The following is a 16,934-nucleotide window of genomic DNA, read 5'->3' as shown; positions in this document are numbered from 1 at the left end:
GCGCCCGCCACAACTCCTACCGCGTCAAGCGACCCACCGACAAGATCATCCGACATGCCGGACCACCCACACCCATCCTGGCCTGCCCAGACGCCCTACCTTAACGGCATTGCGTCAAGATGCAGGCCAACTGGAGCACGGAGAAAGCCCTGTTCGACCAGCTGGTCGGTCACCCCGAACTGAAGCTTACCGCCCCGACTGAAAGCGGGGACAAGTTCGGGGACCCAGCCGCTGTTGTCGACAACCAGGGCCTCTACGCACGAGCGCAGGCAGCCTATGCCCAGTTGTGCGAGGCGATCAACGCGGCCAACACACAGCTGTCCCAGGTGCTGCTGGCGGTCAACAAGGAACTGGCTGCCATCCGGCAGGAGTGGCTCGAGCGGTACCAGCAGTTCGACAATCAGCTCGCCGAGGCAGTCAGCCGGATTGACGTCGACAACAAGGGGCTCGCCGCCTTACGGACCCGCCTGGTGGAACTACAGACGGAGAAGGTGCAGCTCCACGCGCAGCTAACCCAAATGAACCACGAGTTGCTGCCGAACCGGGCCGCAACCACAACGTACCGGGAGGAGTTGATAGCAGAGCTCCTGGAGACGCGTAAGACACGACGACAGCAGCGCGATAACCGGATCAAGGCGCTCAACAAGCTGATGGGCGGCATCGTCCGGATCAAGATGCTCCCCGAGAACGACGACTCGGCCTATCTGTCAAACCTGTCGGCTATCGCCAAAGGCTCCCGGCTGCGCGCCCCGATCCTCCAACAGATCTGCAACAAGTCGACCCCCGTCAAGCTGGTCCGTTCGTTCCTGGCGGGGGACATCGACGGCGTGTGCGCCGCCACCGACGTCGAGCGCAAGCACATCGAGACCCTGTTCGAGCACGTGATCGAGAAAGGCACCATCGAGGACTTCCTGCAGCTGCAGACGCTCGACCTGCACGACGGGCTAGCGGTCGAGTTCCGCAAGCACAGCAACGACGACTATGTGCCGATCGAGCGGCTGGCCCACGGCCAGAAGTGCACGGCCATCCTGATCATCGCCCTCGCCGACGGCGATGCCCCTCTGATCATCGACCAGCCCGAAGACGCGCTCCACGCACCGTGGATCGAGGAATACCTCGTCGCGAAGCTGCGCGACCTACGAGGTAGCAGGCAGTACCTCTTTGCTACTCGAAGCCCCGGCCTCGTCGTCTCCGCTGACGCCGAAATGATCATCACCATGACCTCTGACGCGAAGAACGGCGTCGTCGAGGCCACCGGCTCTCTCGAACGCCACGACCTCAACGTCTTGGCCCTCTACCATCTGGAAGGCGGCCCGGTACCCTTCAAGCGCCGTACCATCAAGCTCGGTTCGTCCATGAACTAGCGTGCGGCGGACTCCCCGCTGAGCCGCCATCGACGCTTGGGCCGTGCCGAACCCCAACCAGCTCGTAGGCCTGCCGCACGACCGACAGCAGACCCACAGGCAGAGGGCAAGTGCGAGGCGAGGCCGAGGGCAGCCCACGCATTCGCGGGCGATGAGTTCGTGGTGCCGTTCGGCTTCGCTGATCCAGCCGCGTTGTTCGGCGTCGGCGGCCAGAGTGGTGGCGTTGACGCGTTGGGCGGCGAGGATGGGCAATGAGCTGGCGTCGGTGTGGAAGCTGGGGCAGTGCTCGCAGATGTTGGCGCAGGCGCCCCGGTAGTTGTCAAGTCAAACTGAGACGGTCTGTTGCTGCTGGGCTGGCTGGTTGATCCAGGCCTGGTCGGGCAGTTTCGGTGCGTGGGGCCGGCGGTTGAACCGGTCGGGGTGGGCGGCGTGGGCCGCGTCGAGGGTGGTCTGGCGTTGCTGGCGGATTTGCTCGGCGGTGCCGTAGTGCACCGACGCTGGGGTGTGCCAGCCGATCCCGGAATGTCGGTGCTAGTGGTTGTAAGCGGTGAAGAAGCCGTCGCAGAAAGCTCTCGCGTCGGCGAGAGACCCGAACCTTGCGGGGAAGTCCGGCACGTATTTCATGGTCTTGAACTGGGCCTCGGAGTAGGGGTTGTCGTTCGAGGTCCGGGGCCGGGAATGTGACCGTAGGACACCGAGGTCGACGAGCATCTCTGATACCGGTTTCGACACCATGGCCCCGCCTCGGTCAGCATGGATAGTATGCGGCTCGATCCCGTTACGGGCGATCGCATCGGCCAGGAAGTCGCGGGCCACGACCGCGTCCTCGCCGGCGGCGACGAGCCACCCGGTGACGTAACGCGAGTAGATGTCGATAACGACGTAACACCGGTACCAGACGCCCTTGACCGGACCCTTCAACGCGGTGATATCCCAGGACCACACCTGAGCTGGCCCGGTCGCGACCAACTCCGGACGCACCCGCGGTGGATGCGACGCCAGCCGCCGCCGTTCCCGGCTCTGCCCGGCCGCCCGCGCGATGCGATACATCGTGGACATTGAGCAGTGGTAGCGGCCCGCGTCGAGTTCCCGAGCCCAGACCTGCGGAATCGCCAGATCAGCGTAGGCCGGCGAGTTCAGCACCGCCAGCACCCGCTGGCGCTCAACTGTGCTGAGGGTCTGGGGCGGCGGGGTGCGCGGTAGCCACGGGCCGTGCCGCGGCCCGACCGGCTTGGCCCGCCGATAGTAGGTCGCCCGCGCAGTCCCGGTCAGCGTGCATGCCCGTTGCGTGGCTGCCTGGTGGTGCAGCCCATGAACACCGAGGTAGGTGCGGAGACGCTGAACCCGGCCACGTTCCTCCGAGTGTTGGGGCCTGAGCCGTGGCGGGTGGCGTACGTTGAACCCAGCGTGAGTCCCGACGATGCCCGATACGGGGAGAACCCGAACCGGATCCAGACTCACACGCAGTTCCAGGTCATTCTCAAACCCGAACCAGGTGCCGCCCAGGAGCTCTACCTGGGCAGCCTCGCCGCGCTCGGCATTGACATCGGTGCCTATGGCTGCCGGTGGGGCTGAGCGCAGCTTCTTACAAGGCTTGGCGCGGGCCCATCCGCGTGGCGTAGGTGCTCCACCAGCCCTGCGCTCGCGCATCACGGGCGATGGTCATGATCTGGTGTCCCGGTCCTGGTCAACGTCAAATTAGCGTTCGCGGTGCACAGGTACGGGCTGGTCGGGTTCGTCTATCCATACCCACTGTTGTCCGTCGCTGCGGGCAGTGATCCCGATACGGGTGCGGTCTGGTTCGTCGAAACGCGTCCACGACTGCCAGGCGGCCTCGACGGTGTCCCAGAGGCGGTCTCGGTCCTGGGTCACCGGCCACCTCCCTGGCTCGGCGGCCGCATAATCGACCTGTGCCCGGCGGTCGGCGGTGTAGACGATGGCGCCTGTGCGGTCCATATGCTCGTTGACCAGATCGGCGATGTGGCCGTGCGGGAGGTGAAGCGCCAGCCACAGCCGCCAGTCCGGGTTGTTCCAGAGCTTCAGCGGAATTGCGGTGGTGGCCTCGTGTGAGGCGCCGATCTCGCTTAGCTGCGGTAGATCCGGGACGAAGCCGTTCGGCATCGGCTCTCCCGCCGCGTGCAGCGGCATGAAGTACGCCTGCTCGGCAGCGAGGTGACCTGACACCTCGCCAAGGGCGGTCTTGCGCAGGACTGCCAGGGCGCCGCCGTAGGTGAGGGGAGCGACGATCAATCCGCCATCTGTGAGCTGGTCAATCCAGGCAGCGGGGACGGTGGCGGCGGAGCATGTGGACAGGATGCGGTCGTAGGGCGCTGCGCTCGGCAGCCCGTTCGCCCCGTCGCTGGCCTCCACGACCGGTTGGTAACCGAGCCGGTTGAGGCGCTGCTGGGCCTCGGCGGCCAGCAGCGGGTCTATGTCCACCGAGGCTACGGCCGCGTGGCCGAGTCGATTGCACAGCAGCGCGGTGTTGTATCCGGTTCCAGTGCCGATCTCCAGTACCCGGTTGCCGTCGTGCACATCGAGTGTCTGGAGCATCTGGGCAACCAGCGAGGGCATCGACGCTGAGCTGGTGATAATCCGACGTCCGCGCTGTCCGTGCCATTGGGTGATTAGCACCTGGTTGCGGTAGCAAGCGGTTAGCCACCGCTCCCGATGGTCTGGGTGGGCACCGTCAACCAGTTCGGTGGGGTTGTTGTTCTGGTCGAGGTCCCAGAAGCGGGGAACGAAGTGATGTCGTGGAGTGCGTGTGATCGCCTCCCGCCATGGCGCCTCTAGGTTGACGTCAGCGGCGACTGCCTCGGCGAGTTCCTTGGCCAGCCGCTCCCAGTCGATCATGAGGGTCCCTTCTCCAATAGGTCGGCGACCGCGGCGGACATCGGCAGGCCGGTAGCATCTTCGAGCCATGCGTACTGGCCGACGCTGTTGCATTCCAACATCCACCAGCATCCATCGGAGTCCGCGGCGAAGTCGAAGGCTCCGTATGAGATGCGGAAGTGGTCCATGAACGCCTCGACCCCTTTCGCCACCTGATACGGGATCGGAACGACCGAGTAGGACAGCGAGGCGTAGTCAGCCCGGAAGTCGACTCGGGAAGTGTCAGAGCCGGACAGGATCGCTACCGCGAACTGATGTGGGCCGACGGCGATCAGCCGAACATCGTGTGTCTTCGGTATGTATGCCTGGAAATAGTGCATCGTGTGCTCAACACCGGCCAGGTCCTCAAGGTCGTGGCCGCTGAGTAGGTGGGTATACAGGGCTCGACGACCGCCCTCCTCAGCGATCGAGGCGAAGCCGAGCTGTTTAACCACGACACCGGCCGGATGGTGCGCGGCGAACCTGCGCACCACATCTGGACGGTTGGTAAGCAGGGTGTCCGGCACGGTCAGCCCACAACGTGAGGCGACCGCGAGCTGGGTGGGTTTGTAGAGGTCGGCCTGCCGCGCCGGGTGGTTGACCCACTGCACCGGCAGCGACCACAGCACCCCGGCAAGGCCGAACTTCGCCTCGTAGGCGGCGTGACGCCGCTCGGCGGCGGACATGCCCTCAGGGAACTCAAACCCGGTGGGGTGCCGGTACCAGATTGCGCGGACGTCGCTCAGCGCGACCTGCCGGTGCTGGGTGCGGATCTGGCCAACCCATTCGCCGTTGACCATTTCGCCGGCCACCTGCAGGCACTTCGGGAACCAGCTTGTGTCCGCGCGCAGCACCGGCACCTCACGCTGGTTGAGCAGAGCGATCACTTGGTCGGCGGTCGGGTCGATCTGCTCGGTGAGCACCAGCACGGTCACGCCGGAATGCCTCCGTCGTCGTGGTGGTTGTCGGGGCCCCACTCCTCCGCGCCGCCCCCACTGTTGCCGTCGCCCGAGGGGCCGGTGGTCCGCTGGGTCATGTCCAGGATGTCCGCGCCGTTGGGATGAATGGCGATCTGGCGGTCGGGGCATATCGACCAGTCGGCCTGATCCAGCCCAGGGGCAGGCAGCGGTGCGGTGGCGAAGCGAAGCCCGAACGGTCGCAACGAGCTGGCCGAGTCGCTGGCGTCGACCGGGGCAAACCGGGGACGACCGAGCGCGAACCGCTCGGAAGCGGCGACCAGTGGATCCGGTGCTGTGGGCATCAGTACCTCCTTGCAGTGTGCAGTTTGATGTCTGGTTGTATCCGGCAGCGTACGGCTGGTCACCGCGAGATCGCCATGGCTCAGGTGGTAGCTACCATCTAGGTCGGCGACTCTTGGCTGGGCAAAGAGTAGATTTAGATGAATAGGCGGGCCGCCGGAGTAGCGGCCGGTAGGTCCGCCCCAGCCCGCTACCTGGGAGCGCCGAGGAATGGCTTGCCACACCGCACCCGACTCACGTTTTGGCGTGCGGCTACGCGAGTTGCGCGTCGCCCGCGGCCTGTCCCTCAGGGGCCTGGCCAGCAAGGTGCCGTGCAAACACCCCCACATCTCCGACATGGAGAGCGGTAGGAGGAATCCGTCACAAGCCACGGCAGCCCGTTTGGACAAGGTCCTAGATGCCGAAGGCGAGCTGATCGCGCTTGCCGTGGCCGAGTCCAGCGAGCAACGGGACTTTGCGGAACCGGTCGCTACCCATAAGATCGTTAACCGCCTCGGTGCCGACCCGGATCAGTCGCTAACTCGGTTCGCCGGGGCAGCCTGGTTCGGGATGTTGCCTACGGAGGTGGCTGAGGGCGAGCTTCTGGGCCTCTCGCCCGTGTTGGCGAGTACGCCCGCGAAACTGGAGTATCCGCACGTCACCGCCTTGCGCAGCAGCATCAGTGTGTTCGAGCAATGGGATCACCAATACGGCGGGGGTGTGGTACGCGCGGCTATGGGCGGCCAGTTCGAGTGGGCTTGTCGGGCGGCGCGGACAGCGTCGATGACCGATGACCTGCGCAGGGAGTGGCAGTCCGCAGCCGCGCGACTCGGCGATCTGCTCGGCTGGGCCAGTTTCGACGCTGGCGAAGATGACGCCGCACGACGGTACCTCCTCGCCGCCCTGCAGCTCGCTGGCGAAGCAGGTGATCTTCAACAGCGCACGCACACCGCTACCACAATGAGCAGGCAGCTGGCATACCTTCGGGCCGACGAGGCGGCGCTAGAAATCGTCGACCTCGCCCGGTTGTCCTGGCGCCATCTCCCGCCATTGGGGCGGTGCGTGATCGGCATCGTCGAGGCTCGCGCCCTCGGCCGGATCGGTGATCGGCAGGGATGCCAGCGAGCTGTTGGCGTGTGTGACGAGCACTTCGCCGTTTGCACATCCGCTAGCGCCGACGATCCGGCGTGGAGCTACTACGCCGATGAGGGGCAGGTGCTGGGCGATGCCGGTCATGCCTTGTTCGATCTCGCCATGGCCACCGGCGACCAGCTGATTGGGTCAGCAACAATCGATCGGCTAGAAACGGCCTACACCACCCATCCTCTCGATGCCCACCGCTCCAGGGCGCTGACGATGATCCGGATTGCCTGCCTGAAGGCCCGCTTCGGCGACCCGGAGGAGGCGTGCTCAGCAGCCGAGAGCGGGATCAACGATGCTCGCCAAGTGTCGTCACGACGGATCACCGATGATCTCCGCATCCTGGATGCGTCGCTGAGCGAGATCCCCACGACTGGGGAAACGTTCGACCACGTCGCCAAGGTCCGAGTCGACGTGCGGGAGTTGGCCAGCGTCGGTAGCTAGAAGCCGGTCCAACCGGCTGGCGCAGAATCGTCACGAAGGCTCGCGATGCGATGCTCTAACTGCGCTTGGCGCTCCGGGTAGTCGGCGGCGGTTTGGGCGAGCCAGGTCGTCATCCGCAGCATCCTGATGCCACGCAGCACGGGCCACGCGGCGCTCATGCGTACATCGAAGCCGTACTCGCCGGTGAAACTCCTGTATTGGTCTGCTGTAAACCAGCCGCACTCGTAGTACAGCGCCGTCAGCGTCAAGTCCCATTCTGGCGGCCCGACAGCGACATGCTCTAGGTCGACGAACGCGAGTCTGCCGTCTGCTCCGTCGGTCACGAGCAGGTTGTCCATGTGCGCGTCGCCGTGGACAACCGTGGTTGGCAGATCGAAGGTGGCCTGTTTCCACTGCTCGCTGAGCTGGTTGCCCAGCGCCGCAAGGAACGACCGGTCAGCCGCGTTGAGGGTCACTGCCGACGTCAGCCGCTCCTGGAGTCGCGAGAACGGCTGGACCGAGGGCAAGGCAGGTGAGTCCGGGATCGGCGCAGCATGCAGACGACGGAGGAAACGCGCCAGAGTGATCAGGTCTGCCGACCGAGCCTCTGGAAGGTACTCCCAGAGCGCTACGACACAGCCGTCGATGATCACTGGTTCCTCCGCCACCGGCTGCATCACGGGCACGTCGGCCGAGGCGAGCCATTGCGCTACCGCCAGCTCGTGCCGAACCAGTTCGATCAGGCCCTCGTCTGGGACGACCTTGGCCATCACGCCGGCTGCAGAAAGGTGGACAACGGCGTTCTCTCCCACACGTACCATCCGGGAACCGCCCGAATCCAAGCCTCTCGCCGTGGCCGCTCTCCTCGCCGCCGACATCGCCCGCTGCTCCCACATGCCAACCATGCTGCCGGGTGCGCCCACGTCTGGCCAGTCGGGTGCAGGTCCGGTACGCGGCCAGCTGGTAGCAGCCGCTGCCTGGATGGCAGCTACCACCAAGACCCTTCACTGTCACTGCATGCTGGTGTCAACGACGCGTGAAAAATGGCTCTGGCTCAAGTTCCGTGATCGCCTCCCGGCCGGGTCTATGGTGGAGCGATGATCCGCTTGCGGAGGAGGTCGAGCTTCGCTCGGCCGTACATCTGCCGCTTGATCATCTTGATGCGGGTCACGGCGCCTTCCACCTTGCCGGAGCTCCAGTGCAAGGTTAGCCCGGCCTTGACCGCGTCGAAGTCGCTGTAGAGGCCCTTGGCGAAGCCCCGCACCTCCGGGAATGCGCTGCTGGTGGCCTTGTTGATCCACTCCTCCAGCCGGTGGCCGCTGCGAGTGCGGACCAGTTGATTGAACTCCTGCGCCAGCTCTGTCAGCGTGGCCAGCTCCGGGCATGCCTGACAGACGGTCTTGAGCCCCAGCCGGTCGTCCTCATCGAGCTTGTCGTCCGGGCGCATGATCCAGCCGGTGATCTGCCGGGCGGAAGGCACCACGGGTGCCGGAGGCACCGCGGGCACCGGGCGGCGGATCTGTGCCAGATACTCGCGCAGGGTACGCAGGCTGCCGCGGTAGCCCCGGCCGCGGATCTCGGCGAACAGCAGCTGGTTGCCGATCTCGGGCTCCTGCTCGATTCGAGTCTGCAGGTAGGGCTTGAACGCGCCGAGAACGTCGCGCCCGGTAGGCGGGTTCGGGGCGATCAGCTGCTCAGGATGCTCGGCGCGGGCGTACTTGCGCACGGTCTTGACGTTCATCTGCAGCCTGCGGCTGATCCCTCTGAGCGCCACGCCCTGCGCCAACAGCTCATGCACGGCGGCGTGACGGGCGCGGGCATTGCTGGCCCGTCTGCCCTCACTCTTGGCGGCCGGGGGCAGTCCCGACTGCTCACCCAGCGGTGGCGACGGCGCCTGCTCGGCAGGTGGGGTAGCCGGCGCGGTGCGCAGGCAGCGGCGGTGGGCGGTGACCACCTTGCGCACCGCCTGCGACAGGTTATGCATCAGATGCCACCGGTCTGCCACCTGCACCGCCTGCGGGGCGCCGGTGGCCGCGCCCTCGGCGTAGCCACCTGACCGGTCCCGGCAGATCACTTCCACACCAGGATGGTCACGCAGCCAGGCGGCGAACGTGTCCGCCTCCCGGTCGGGCAGCACATCCACCGGCCTGCCCGTCTCCACATCAATCAGGATCGTGGCGTAACGGTGTCCCCGCCGCTTGGCGAACTCGTCCACCCCCAGCACCCGCGGCGTCGCTACCTGCGGGTCCGGCGTTCTGCGGATCGCCCGCAGCAGCGTGGAACGGCTCACCGGCGCCGCGACCTGCTCAACCAGCCGGGCACCGGGCCGCCCACCCAACGCCATCGCAACTGCCTGCACGGTCCGCTCAACCGGCGCGGTACGCCGCCCGTGCCGCGAGGTGAGGCCCTGGACCTGCTCGACGAAGGTCTTCTTCTCGCAGTCGGGATGGTCGCAGAAGAATCGGCGCACCCGCAGCGTCACCAGCACTTCTCGGCCACCTATCGCCGAGTCGACCAGCCGACGCTGGTAGCGGCTGTGCACCCGGCCTGAGGTCACCCGGCACCCGGGGCACTCGGCCTTGCCGCGGGTCGTGGCCGCCTCGATGCGCACCCGACCGGCCTTGAGCCAGATCCGCTCCAGCCGAAGCTGCGCCATGTGCGGCAGCAACGCCGCAACGTTCTCCACAGAGGGCACAGACGATAATGATCAACTCCAGATGATCACGGAACTTGAGCCAGAGCCAACTTTCACCCGCCCTTGACAGCTGGCGGCAGGCTACGAGGCATAAGCGCCGGTCGCCGCGGCTGATCAGTGTCTGCGAGCGCGGATGTCCTCCGATGATCATCCCGCTAGGTGGCCGATACGAAGAGCGCAGGTACGGAGTTGAACCTCTATCGGGGAAGCGATGGTGGACCTACCAGTGGTGAATCCGCTTGATCGGGATCAGGTGCCGGTGGCCGGTAGCTATAAGCCGGGTGATGCGGTTTGGGTGCATCGGCATGGGGCCTGGAACCCGGGGACGGTTCGGGCGGCCTCGGATGGGGCTGTGCTGGTCGATTACCACCGGGGCGATGAGCGGGGGGTGCTTACGGACACGGTCCCTGCGTTGTACGTCATGGTCCGGCCGGCGCCAAATCAGTCGGGGGGTGGCGGGTGATGGCTGGGGTTACGCGGGCTGCTGAGCTGACCGTGAAGCGGCTGTTGACAAGGGGTTTCGTGGTGCACGAGCCGCTGCGTCCGGCTTGGGACTGCGGCCTTTGCGGTTTGCCGTATCCGTGTCGGGCGGCGCGTGAGCAGTTGCTGGTTCGGTACGGGCTCAGTGCTGACCTTGGGGAACGGGCCTGGGAGATGTTGGAGCAGGCAGTTCGTGATCGGCCTGACTTGACGGTGACGGAGCTGTTCGACCGGTTCGTGGCCTGGTCGCTGCCCTCCGAACCGTCACCCCGGCCAGTTCTGGGGAGGCCGCTGAGCCCGTAGACCTCTTCTTTAGACCGTGCCGTCGTGACGGCGGCGCGGAGCTCTTTTGCCCCGGCCCCGGGGCGCCGTTCTCGCCAAAGACCTGAGCGCCCCGGGACCGGTCCACCCCCAACCAGATGTGGAGGTCTTCTCATGCTGTCTTATGTGCCGGCTGGTGCCGGTGCCACCCCCCGCTCCCACCTTCGGCGCTTGAGCATCGCAGCGGTTTTAAGTGTGGTGGTGGTGACGCTCGGCGGCTGCGGCGTGTTTGGTGATGCCCGGGAGCCGGCGCCGATGCTGATCGGTGTGGATCTTGCGTTGACGGGTTCGTCCCAGCAGTTGGACGAGGTGCATCACCGGGCGTTGCTGCTTCGGCTGGAGCAGGTGAATGAGCAGCGGCAGCAGGCCGGGCAGGCGCGGTTGGAACTGCGGGTTCTGGACAACAGGTCAGACCCGGCGACGACCGTGGCCAACGTGGAGAGCTTCGCCGCTAGTGAGGTGTCCGCGGTGGTTGCCGGTGCTTGCGTTGAGTGTGCGCTGGGCGCGGTGGATGTGATCGACGAGCTGGGGGTGCCGGTGGTGGTGTTGGCTGCCTCGACCGGGGTGGCCGAGCCGGTGGAGGCACGTCGCTTCGTGTTTCAGCTGGCTCCGCATCCGTCCGGCGCCGCCGACGTGATGGCTTTGGAGCTTGCTCGGGCAGGGGCGGCGACCGTGGGGGTGCTGACCTCCGACGACGAGTACGGGGCGGATGGTGCGCGGGAGCTGGCGGCAGCGCTGGCGGTGCACGACATCGAGTTGGTGATCGACGAGCCGGTCGCCGGCGACGGGCTCGGGCAGGCGGTGTCACGGGTTGCCGCGTGGACACCGCCGCCGCCGGTGGATGTGTTTGTTCCGGGGCCGGTCGAGCCGGGCCCGGATGCGGTGGTGGTGTGGACCTCGACCCCGGTGTTGTCCGGCGAGATCGCGTTGGCGCTGGTGGAGGCCGATTTCCAGGGGCAGTTGTGGCTGGATCCGGCCGCGGTCGGCGAGTTGGTGATCTCTGGGCCACCGGGGCAGGCCTTGGATGGGGCACGGGCACTGTTCGTGGAGACGTTGGTGGCCGATCAGGTGATCGCGTCGTTGCCGCATCGAGTGACCCGGCGGCTGTGGTTCGAGACCTATGTGACCAACCACGGAAACTTTCACGGTCACGCTGTCTACAGCGCTGATGCGTTGGATGTGCTGGCTGCCGCCGCTGATGCCGGTGGGGTCGAGCGTATCGGGTTGCGGGATGCGTTGGAGAGCACGCAGCTGGTGGTGAGTTCCCCCCGCTTTCACGGAGCGGTGATTACCTGACGCCTGCCGGCGCCGGGGGCAAGATCCGAACCGAGAAGGTCGGCCCGAACCGGCACCGTGCCAGAGCACGGTTTCGTGACTATGACGGCACCACCCGCGACGTGGAAGCCACCGACACAACGGGTCCTGCTGCCACCCGAGCGTTGAAGATCAAGCTCCGTGATCGCAGCAGCCCGACCGACGATGAGATCAACCGTGAGACGCGCATCAGCAAGCTCGCCGAGCTGTGGATCGAAGAGATCACCGCGGAGGAGCGCCTCGCACCGCAGACCATCCAGCGGTACCAGACCAGCCTGAACACCGCAGTGGTGCCTGCCCTTGGCAACCTGCGGGTGCGGGAAGCCAGCGTCGGTCGCCTGGATCGATTCCTCCGTGACATAGCCAAGGAGCGTCCGGCAGCAGCCAGGTCAGCCAAGATCGTCCTGAGTCAGATGTTCGCGCTGGCGGTGCGTCACGGCGCGGTCTCGACCAACCCTGTACGGGACACCGGTCGGCTCCGCAAACGACGCCGCAAGGTGGTCACCCTCACTGAGGAACACCTCCAGGCCGTCCGTACCGCGATTCGCGACTGGCAACAACCTGAACCCGGCAAGCCGGGGCCACGGCATACCGGCGACCTGGCCGACATCATCGACCTTATGCTCGCTACCGGGGCCCGTATCGGCGAGATTCTTGCTCTCCGCTGGGAAGACCTGGACCTCGGCGCGGACCGCCCTACCCTCACGATCTGTGGAACCATCGTCTACGTCAAAGGAAAGGGCTTCTTCCGGCAGGAGTGGACGAAGAGTCACGCCAGCTATCGGACGGTCATACTGCCGCGGTTCGCGGTCGCTGTGTTGATGGGGCGCAAGCTCGTGGCCGCCGAGAATGCCCACGACGCGATCTTCGCCTCCCGGAGGGGTACCTGGCTGTCCACGAACAACGTGCGCCGTCAATGGCGGCAGGCCCGGGCCGCGACCGATCTCACCTGGGTCACTCCGCACACCTTCCGTAAGACCGTGGCCACACTGATCGACAGGGAAGCTGACGCCAAGCGTGCCGCTGCCCAACTTGGACACGCCAGCGAGGAGGTCACCAACACGTACTACATAGCCAAGCCCGCCCTCGCGCCCGATGTCTCTGACATCCTTGAGCAGCTCAGCGCCGAACGAGCGGCCAGCGATCTCAGCGGGGACCGCCGCCCGCGGTCAACCGAGTAGGCACCTACCGGGCAGCCCACAACCCCCCAGCCTGGCGGACCTGGTTCCCTTACCGCGTTTATGGGGGGTTTTCGAGGGGCGGTTCAGAATTCAATAGACAAAAGTCAACGCCCTGACCGCATTGTTGCTGGTCAGGGCGCTGGTTTGGTCGGGGTGGCGGGATTTGAACCCACGGCCTCTTCGTCCCGAATTAGGTCCGTGCCGTATCCGCACGTCCTTCTGTGGACGAAGGCGCAGGTCAGAGCGTTGGTCTGCGTTGCTATGACCAGCGGTCCGGATGTCTCTCAGGCAAGATCTTCTCCCAGATCTCTCCCAAGCTCCACAGCGCTGTCACGGTCTTCCTGTTTCGACAGTTCGCCGCGGAAGTCGCACCCATGGCAGGAATCCTCGCCCTGGATATGACCTTCATACCAGCCGTGCACGGCGGCGTGGAGGATCGCATCCTCGGCAGTCGCCTCGCCGGAGCGCATCGCATTGATCGCGTTGTCGATGACCAGCTTGAGGACCGCTGATTGAGGATCCGGAAACGGCGGCGCCGGCATCGGGCCTTGAGGGCTTGTCATAGATGCATATCGTATCGCAGTTCCGCCAGCCGGCGTAGGTGGTGGCGTGGAGGCCGCGCAGTAGCTGTACCTACGTTCGGCGGTGATGCACATTCGGGCGTCGTCCCTACTTTGGGGTGGGCGGCGCGGTTTCGAGGGCTCTCCGTGGCTCTGAGGCCGTTTTCCCTGCATACAGCTTGATTCAATCGCGTTAGGTCGTTGTCGTTCGGCCCTGGTCAGTGCGCTGACCAGGGCCTTTGTCATGGAAGGAGGAAACGCAGTGGGTGACGTGCTCGCCACCGCGTTGCGGCACGCTGCCGTTGGGCACCAGGTGTTCCCGCTGGCTTCCTCGAAGCGGCCGGTGGCCAACTGCGACCGGTGCCGCGACGCCGACCACGATCGGCAGGCGTGCCCGTGCCTGCTGTGCCACGGGCTCTACGCCGCCACCGGCGACCCGGAGCGGATCGCGGCGATGCTTGCGGCCGTGCCTCGGCCGCTGCTGGCGGTCCGCACCGGACAGCCCTCCGGGGTGGTGGTGATTGACATCGACCCCGGCAACGGTGGCGACCTCGCTGCGCTGATCCGCAGGGGCCTGGCCCCGCCGACAGCTCATGTGGTCACCGGCTCGGGTGGGTGGCACCTGTGGTACCGGTGGCCAGGCCGGCTGGTCCCCTGTTCGGCGAGTCGGATCGCCCCCGGAGTCGACGTGCGTGGTGATGGCGGCTACGTGGTCGTGCCACCTTCGGCGCATCCCCGTACCGGCCGCCGGTACGTGTGGGCCGATCGCCCGCGGGAGGTGGTGGAGATGCCCTCCGCGCTGGCGGAGGCGTGCCTGCCTCCGTCACTGTCGGTGCAAACCAGGGGTGAGCCTGTCCGCCCGGCTACCGCCAGCGCGGAGGGCATCTCCTACCCGGATCGGCTCCTGGCGGCGCACCTGGACGCCGTGGCTCGTGCGCCGGAAGGCCGCCGCCGGGTGACTCTCTACGGCGCGGCGCGTGGTGCCGCCCGGATGGTCGCCGCCGGGGCCATCACGAGCGGCGCTGCGGTCGCGGCGCTGACCAGGGCCGGATACGACGCTGGCCAGTCCGAAAGAGACACCCGCCGGGCGATATCGGGCGGCTTTGAAGCGGAAGGGGTGACGTGGTGATCGATACCGACACCGACGCGGACGAGCTGCCGCAGATCCGACTGGGGGATGCGGCTTCCACGATCCGCACCCTGACCCAAACGATCGCTGACGGCATCCTGCCGGACGTCTATGTCACCAACGGGGCGCTGGTCGGGCTGTCTCAGGTCTCGGGTGATGTGGACACCGCCGGCGACGGCAGCCCGCTGCCGGTGCGGGCCGAAACCCTGTCGGTGGACAGCCTCACGAGGCTGCTCGCCCACCACACCCACACCTTCCGCCGGCAGACCAAGGATGACGGTTCCACTGCGGATGTGCCCTGGCTGCCTCCGGCGCGGGTGCTGGCCTCGATCCTCTCGCGTCGCTGGTGGCCGGGGGTCCGGCCGCTGTATGGGGTGGTCGGCTCGCCGGTGCTGCGACCGGACGGCAGCCTGCTCCAGAGCCCCGGCTACGACGAGCCCACCGGGCTGTACCTGGCGCCGAAGGTGACCGTGCCGACAATCCCGACCCGGCCCAGCCGCGGTGAGGTGATCGCGGCGCGGCGGTTCGTGCTGCGGGAGTTCCTCGGTGACTTCCCGTGGGTGGCCGAGGCGGACAAGGCCAACTACGTCGGTCTGCTCGTCGCGCAGATCCTACGGCCCTATCTGCGCACGATCACCCCGTTCGGGATGGTCTCCGCGACCACCCAGTCGTCAGGCAAGACCTTGTTGACGGAGGGGATTGGTCTGCTCTACGGGCAGAACACCCCGACCTGGGGCCGTGACGATGCCGAGCTGCGGAAGGTCATCACGGCCATGCTCGGCTCGGCGGCGGCGGTGATCGTGTGGGACAACCTCAAGGAAGGTACGGCGATCGACTCGCCGGTGCTGGCGCAGCTGCTGACCTCGCCGTCCTGGTCGGACCGCACGTTGGGCAGCAATCGCACGTTCACCGCGGCCAACGACCGGCTGTGGCTGGCCACCGGTAACAACCTGCGTATCGGTGGGGACATGGCCACCCGGACCGTGCTGGTCCGGCTGGACCCGAAGATGCCCCGGCCCGAGCTGCGGACGAACTTCACGATCCCGAACCTCGACCAGTGGATCAAAGACCCCGACAACCGGGTGACCTTGTTACGCCACCTGCTGATCCTGGCCGTCGACTGGATCGCCCACGGCGCACCTCGGTCCACCCACACGATGCGGCAGTTCACCACCTGGGCCGCGGCCACCGGCGGGTTCCTCAACCACCACGGCATCCGCGGGTTCCTCGATAACGCCGAAGTGGTGCGGGAGCTGGACGACGAAGACGAGGAATGGGTGGTGTTCCTAGCCCGGTGGGCCGAACTCTACGGCGACCGGGAACTGACCGCCAACGAGCTACGTGTCGCGGCGGAGATCGACTACCTCAACGGCAAGCCGGTCGACCGGTGGGACGGCCGGTTCATCACCGACGACGCCGGTCGGCTACCAACGGTAAAGTCGCTCGGCCGGCGGCTGCGGGGACAGATCGGACGCCCACACGGCGACTACGCCCTCACCTGCCGCAAAGACAGCCACCGCCGCTGCCAGGTGTGGTCGGTCGTCAAGGTCTCCAGCTGACGAACATGGCTCAGACTCGCCGAACCAAACCCGCAAACCCGCCTGATCTTCAAAACCTACCTGTGACCTGCGGCAACGTTTGCGGGTTTGGGTCTGGCCAAACCCGCAACAAACCCGCAGATCGCTGACCAAACCCGAGAGTGATCGGTTCGTCACTTCGCAAACCCGCAAACCCGCATCAAACCCGCATCATCCCACCAGACAACACCCCAGTTCAGGGCCTGTTCATTGAAGATCAAGCGGGTTTGCGGGTTTGCGGGTTTGGTTCCAGGTGGTCTGAGAATTCGCTCCGGCCGTGCCCGGGTGCAGCCCGTCTCTTCACTTCGAGCGGAGGTGACCATGACCAGCCGTGGCGATCTCCGGCGCCGGCTCGCCGTGCTCCGCGACCAGTGGCGCACCGCCACCGCGGCCGGCGACCACGCCCGCGCCGCCCAGATCGAAGCCACCGCCCGCCAGATCCAGGCCGGGCTCGACCAGCCCGAACCAGCACGGCGTGCCGAGCTAGTGACCGTCCACGGGTGGTGGCTGGTCAGCGCCACCCCCATGCACCGGGGATGCGACGACTGCCGGCGGGCACCCGGCGGCCCGGACCACCCCTGACTCCCCGTTTCTGCCTGCTCGTGGCCGGCGCCCAAGCAGGGATTAGATGAATGGGAACT

General features: G+C 66.5%; 15 protein-coding genes and 1 pseudogene. 8 read left to right on the top strand and 8 right to left on the bottom strand.

Annotated features, from left to right (window positions below):
* Positions 1-119 precede the first annotated feature (119 nt).
* On the top strand, positions 120-1,364 hold the full coding sequence (locus JQS43_RS24640; RefSeq protein ID WP_239676744.1) for a coiled-coil domain-containing protein: 1,245 nt from the start codon (positions 120-122) through the stop codon (positions 1,362-1,364).
* A gap of 324 nt (positions 1,365-1,688) precedes the next feature.
* On the opposite strand, the gene JQS43_RS24635 is transcribed toward JQS43_RS24640, so the two are convergent.
* Positions 1,689-1,856: a hypothetical protein gene (locus JQS43_RS24635; protein WP_239676743.1), complete on the bottom strand. Its 168-nt coding sequence runs from the start codon at positions 1,854-1,856 to the stop codon at positions 1,689-1,691.
* 39 nt (positions 1,857-1,895) lie between these two features.
* Positions 1,896-2,507, bottom strand: a complete 612-nt coding sequence (locus tag JQS43_RS24630) for a DDE-type integrase/transposase/recombinase (protein WP_239676742.1) — start codon at positions 2,505-2,507, stop codon at positions 1,896-1,898.
* Between the two features lie 99 nt (positions 2,508-2,606).
* On the opposite strand from JQS43_RS24630, the pseudogene JQS43_RS24625 reads away from it, so the two are divergent.
* A pseudogene (locus tag JQS43_RS24625) lies at positions 2,607-2,933 on the top strand (glycine--tRNA ligase subunit alpha); the annotation flags it as partial.
* Between the two features lie 129 nt (positions 2,934-3,062).
* Here the strand turns inward: JQS43_RS24625 and JQS43_RS24620 are convergent.
* Genes JQS43_RS24620 through tgmA form a run of 3 tightly spaced genes read right to left on the bottom strand, consistent with a single transcriptional unit; the run spans position 3,063 to position 5,496 of the window.
* A complete protein-coding gene (locus tag JQS43_RS24620) occupies positions 3,063-4,217 on the bottom strand; it encodes a methyltransferase domain-containing protein (protein WP_239676740.1) in 1,155 nt (384 codons plus the stop codon).
* Positions 4,214-5,170 (bottom strand): ATP-grasp ribosomal peptide maturase, encoded by a 957-nt coding sequence (gene tgmB / locus JQS43_RS24615; RefSeq protein WP_239676739.1) that lies wholly within the window; start codon positions 5,168-5,170, stop codon positions 4,214-4,216. Before tgmB ends, JQS43_RS24620 begins: the two co-directional genes overlap by 4 nt.
* Positions 5,167-5,496, bottom strand: coding sequence for a putative ATP-grasp-modified RiPP (tgmA, locus tag JQS43_RS24610; protein WP_239676738.1), 330 nt, complete (start codon positions 5,494-5,496; stop codon positions 5,167-5,169). Before tgmA ends, tgmB begins: the two co-directional genes overlap by 4 nt.
* 244 nt (positions 5,497-5,740) lie before the next feature.
* Here tgmA and JQS43_RS24605 point away from each other — a divergent pair, with 244 nt between their 5' ends.
* Positions 5,741-7,057: a helix-turn-helix domain-containing protein gene (locus JQS43_RS24605; protein ID WP_239676737.1), complete on the top strand. Its 1,317-nt coding sequence runs from the start codon at positions 5,741-5,743 to the stop codon at positions 7,055-7,057.
* Here the strand turns inward: JQS43_RS24605 and JQS43_RS24600 are convergent.
* Positions 7,054-7,932, bottom strand: coding sequence for a phosphotransferase enzyme family protein (locus JQS43_RS24600; protein WP_239676736.1), 879 nt, complete (start codon positions 7,930-7,932; stop codon positions 7,054-7,056). The genes JQS43_RS24605 and JQS43_RS24600 overlap by 4 nt on opposite strands.
* A 188-nt stretch (positions 7,933-8,120) precedes the next feature.
* Positions 8,121-9,731 (bottom strand): ISL3 family transposase, encoded by a 1,611-nt coding sequence (locus JQS43_RS24595; protein WP_239676735.1) that lies wholly within the window; start codon positions 9,729-9,731, stop codon positions 8,121-8,123.
* A gap of 972 nt (positions 9,732-10,703) precedes the next feature.
* Between JQS43_RS24595 and JQS43_RS24590 the strand changes: the two genes are divergently transcribed.
* Both JQS43_RS24590 and JQS43_RS24585 read left to right on the top strand, forming a co-directional pair.
* Positions 10,704-11,828 carry an ABC transporter substrate-binding protein gene (locus tag JQS43_RS24590; protein WP_239676734.1) on the top strand — a complete coding sequence of 375 codons (1,125 nt, stop codon included), beginning with the start codon at positions 10,704-10,706 and terminating at the stop codon, positions 11,826-11,828.
* Positions 11,825-13,027 carry a tyrosine-type recombinase/integrase gene (locus tag JQS43_RS24585; protein ID WP_239679565.1) on the top strand — a complete coding sequence of 401 codons (1,203 nt, stop codon included), beginning with the start codon at positions 11,825-11,827 and terminating at the stop codon, positions 13,025-13,027. Before JQS43_RS24590 ends, JQS43_RS24585 begins: the two co-directional genes overlap by 4 nt.
* Positions 13,028-13,311: 284 nt before the next feature.
* Here JQS43_RS24585 and JQS43_RS24580 read toward each other — a convergent pair whose 3' ends face one another.
* Complete coding sequence (locus JQS43_RS24580; protein WP_239676733.1) at positions 13,312-13,590, bottom strand: hypothetical protein; 279 nt, start codon at positions 13,588-13,590, stop codon at positions 13,312-13,314.
* A 259-nt stretch (positions 13,591-13,849) separates the two neighbouring features.
* Here JQS43_RS24580 and JQS43_RS24575 point away from each other — a divergent pair, with 259 nt between their 5' ends.
* The 3 genes from JQS43_RS24575 (at position 13,850) to JQS43_RS24565 (ending at position 16,875) form a co-directional block, all read left to right on the top strand.
* Positions 13,850-14,716 carry a bifunctional DNA primase/polymerase gene (locus JQS43_RS24575; RefSeq protein ID WP_239676732.1) on the top strand — a complete coding sequence of 289 codons (867 nt, stop codon included), beginning with the start codon at positions 13,850-13,852 and terminating at the stop codon, positions 14,714-14,716.
* Positions 14,713-16,275 (top strand): hypothetical protein, encoded by a 1,563-nt coding sequence (locus JQS43_RS24570; RefSeq protein ID WP_239676731.1) that lies wholly within the window; start codon positions 14,713-14,715, stop codon positions 16,273-16,275. The genes JQS43_RS24575 and JQS43_RS24570 overlap by 4 nt, the downstream gene beginning before the upstream one ends.
* A gap of 339 nt (positions 16,276-16,614) precedes the next feature.
* Positions 16,615-16,875, top strand: a complete 261-nt coding sequence (locus tag JQS43_RS24565) for a hypothetical protein (protein ID WP_239676730.1) — start codon at positions 16,615-16,617, stop codon at positions 16,873-16,875.
* Positions 16,876-16,934: the final 59 nt, after the last annotated feature.

It is taken from the genome of Natronosporangium hydrolyticum, assembly GCF_016925615.1.
Classification (GTDB): Bacteria; Actinomycetota; Actinomycetes; order Mycobacteriales; family Micromonosporaceae; genus Natronosporangium; species Natronosporangium hydrolyticum.
The sequence above is the reverse complement of the archived record's forward strand: the minus strand, read 5'-3'. Positions and strand labels throughout refer to the sequence as shown.

Coding starts and splice junctions, on each gene's coding strand:
- JQS43_RS24580 (WP_239676733.1), bottom strand. CDS start 13,590: ATGACAAGCCCTCAAGGCCCGATGCCGGCGCCGCCGTTTCCGGATCCT.
- JQS43_RS24640 (WP_239676744.1), top strand. CDS start 120: ATGCAGGCCAACTGGAGCACGGAGAAAGCCCTGTTCGACCAGCTGGTC.
- tgmA (WP_239676738.1), bottom strand. CDS start 5,496: ATGCCCACAGCACCGGATCCACTGGTCGCCGCTTCCGAGCGGTTCGCG.
- JQS43_RS24565 (WP_239676730.1), top strand. CDS start 16,615: ATGACCAGCCGTGGCGATCTCCGGCGCCGGCTCGCCGTGCTCCGCGAC.
- JQS43_RS24620 (WP_239676740.1), bottom strand. CDS start 4,217: ATGATCGACTGGGAGCGGCTGGCCAAGGAACTCGCCGAGGCAGTCGCC.
- JQS43_RS24600 (WP_239676736.1), bottom strand. CDS start 7,932: ATGTGGGAGCAGCGGGCGATGTCGGCGGCGAGGAGAGCGGCCACGGCG.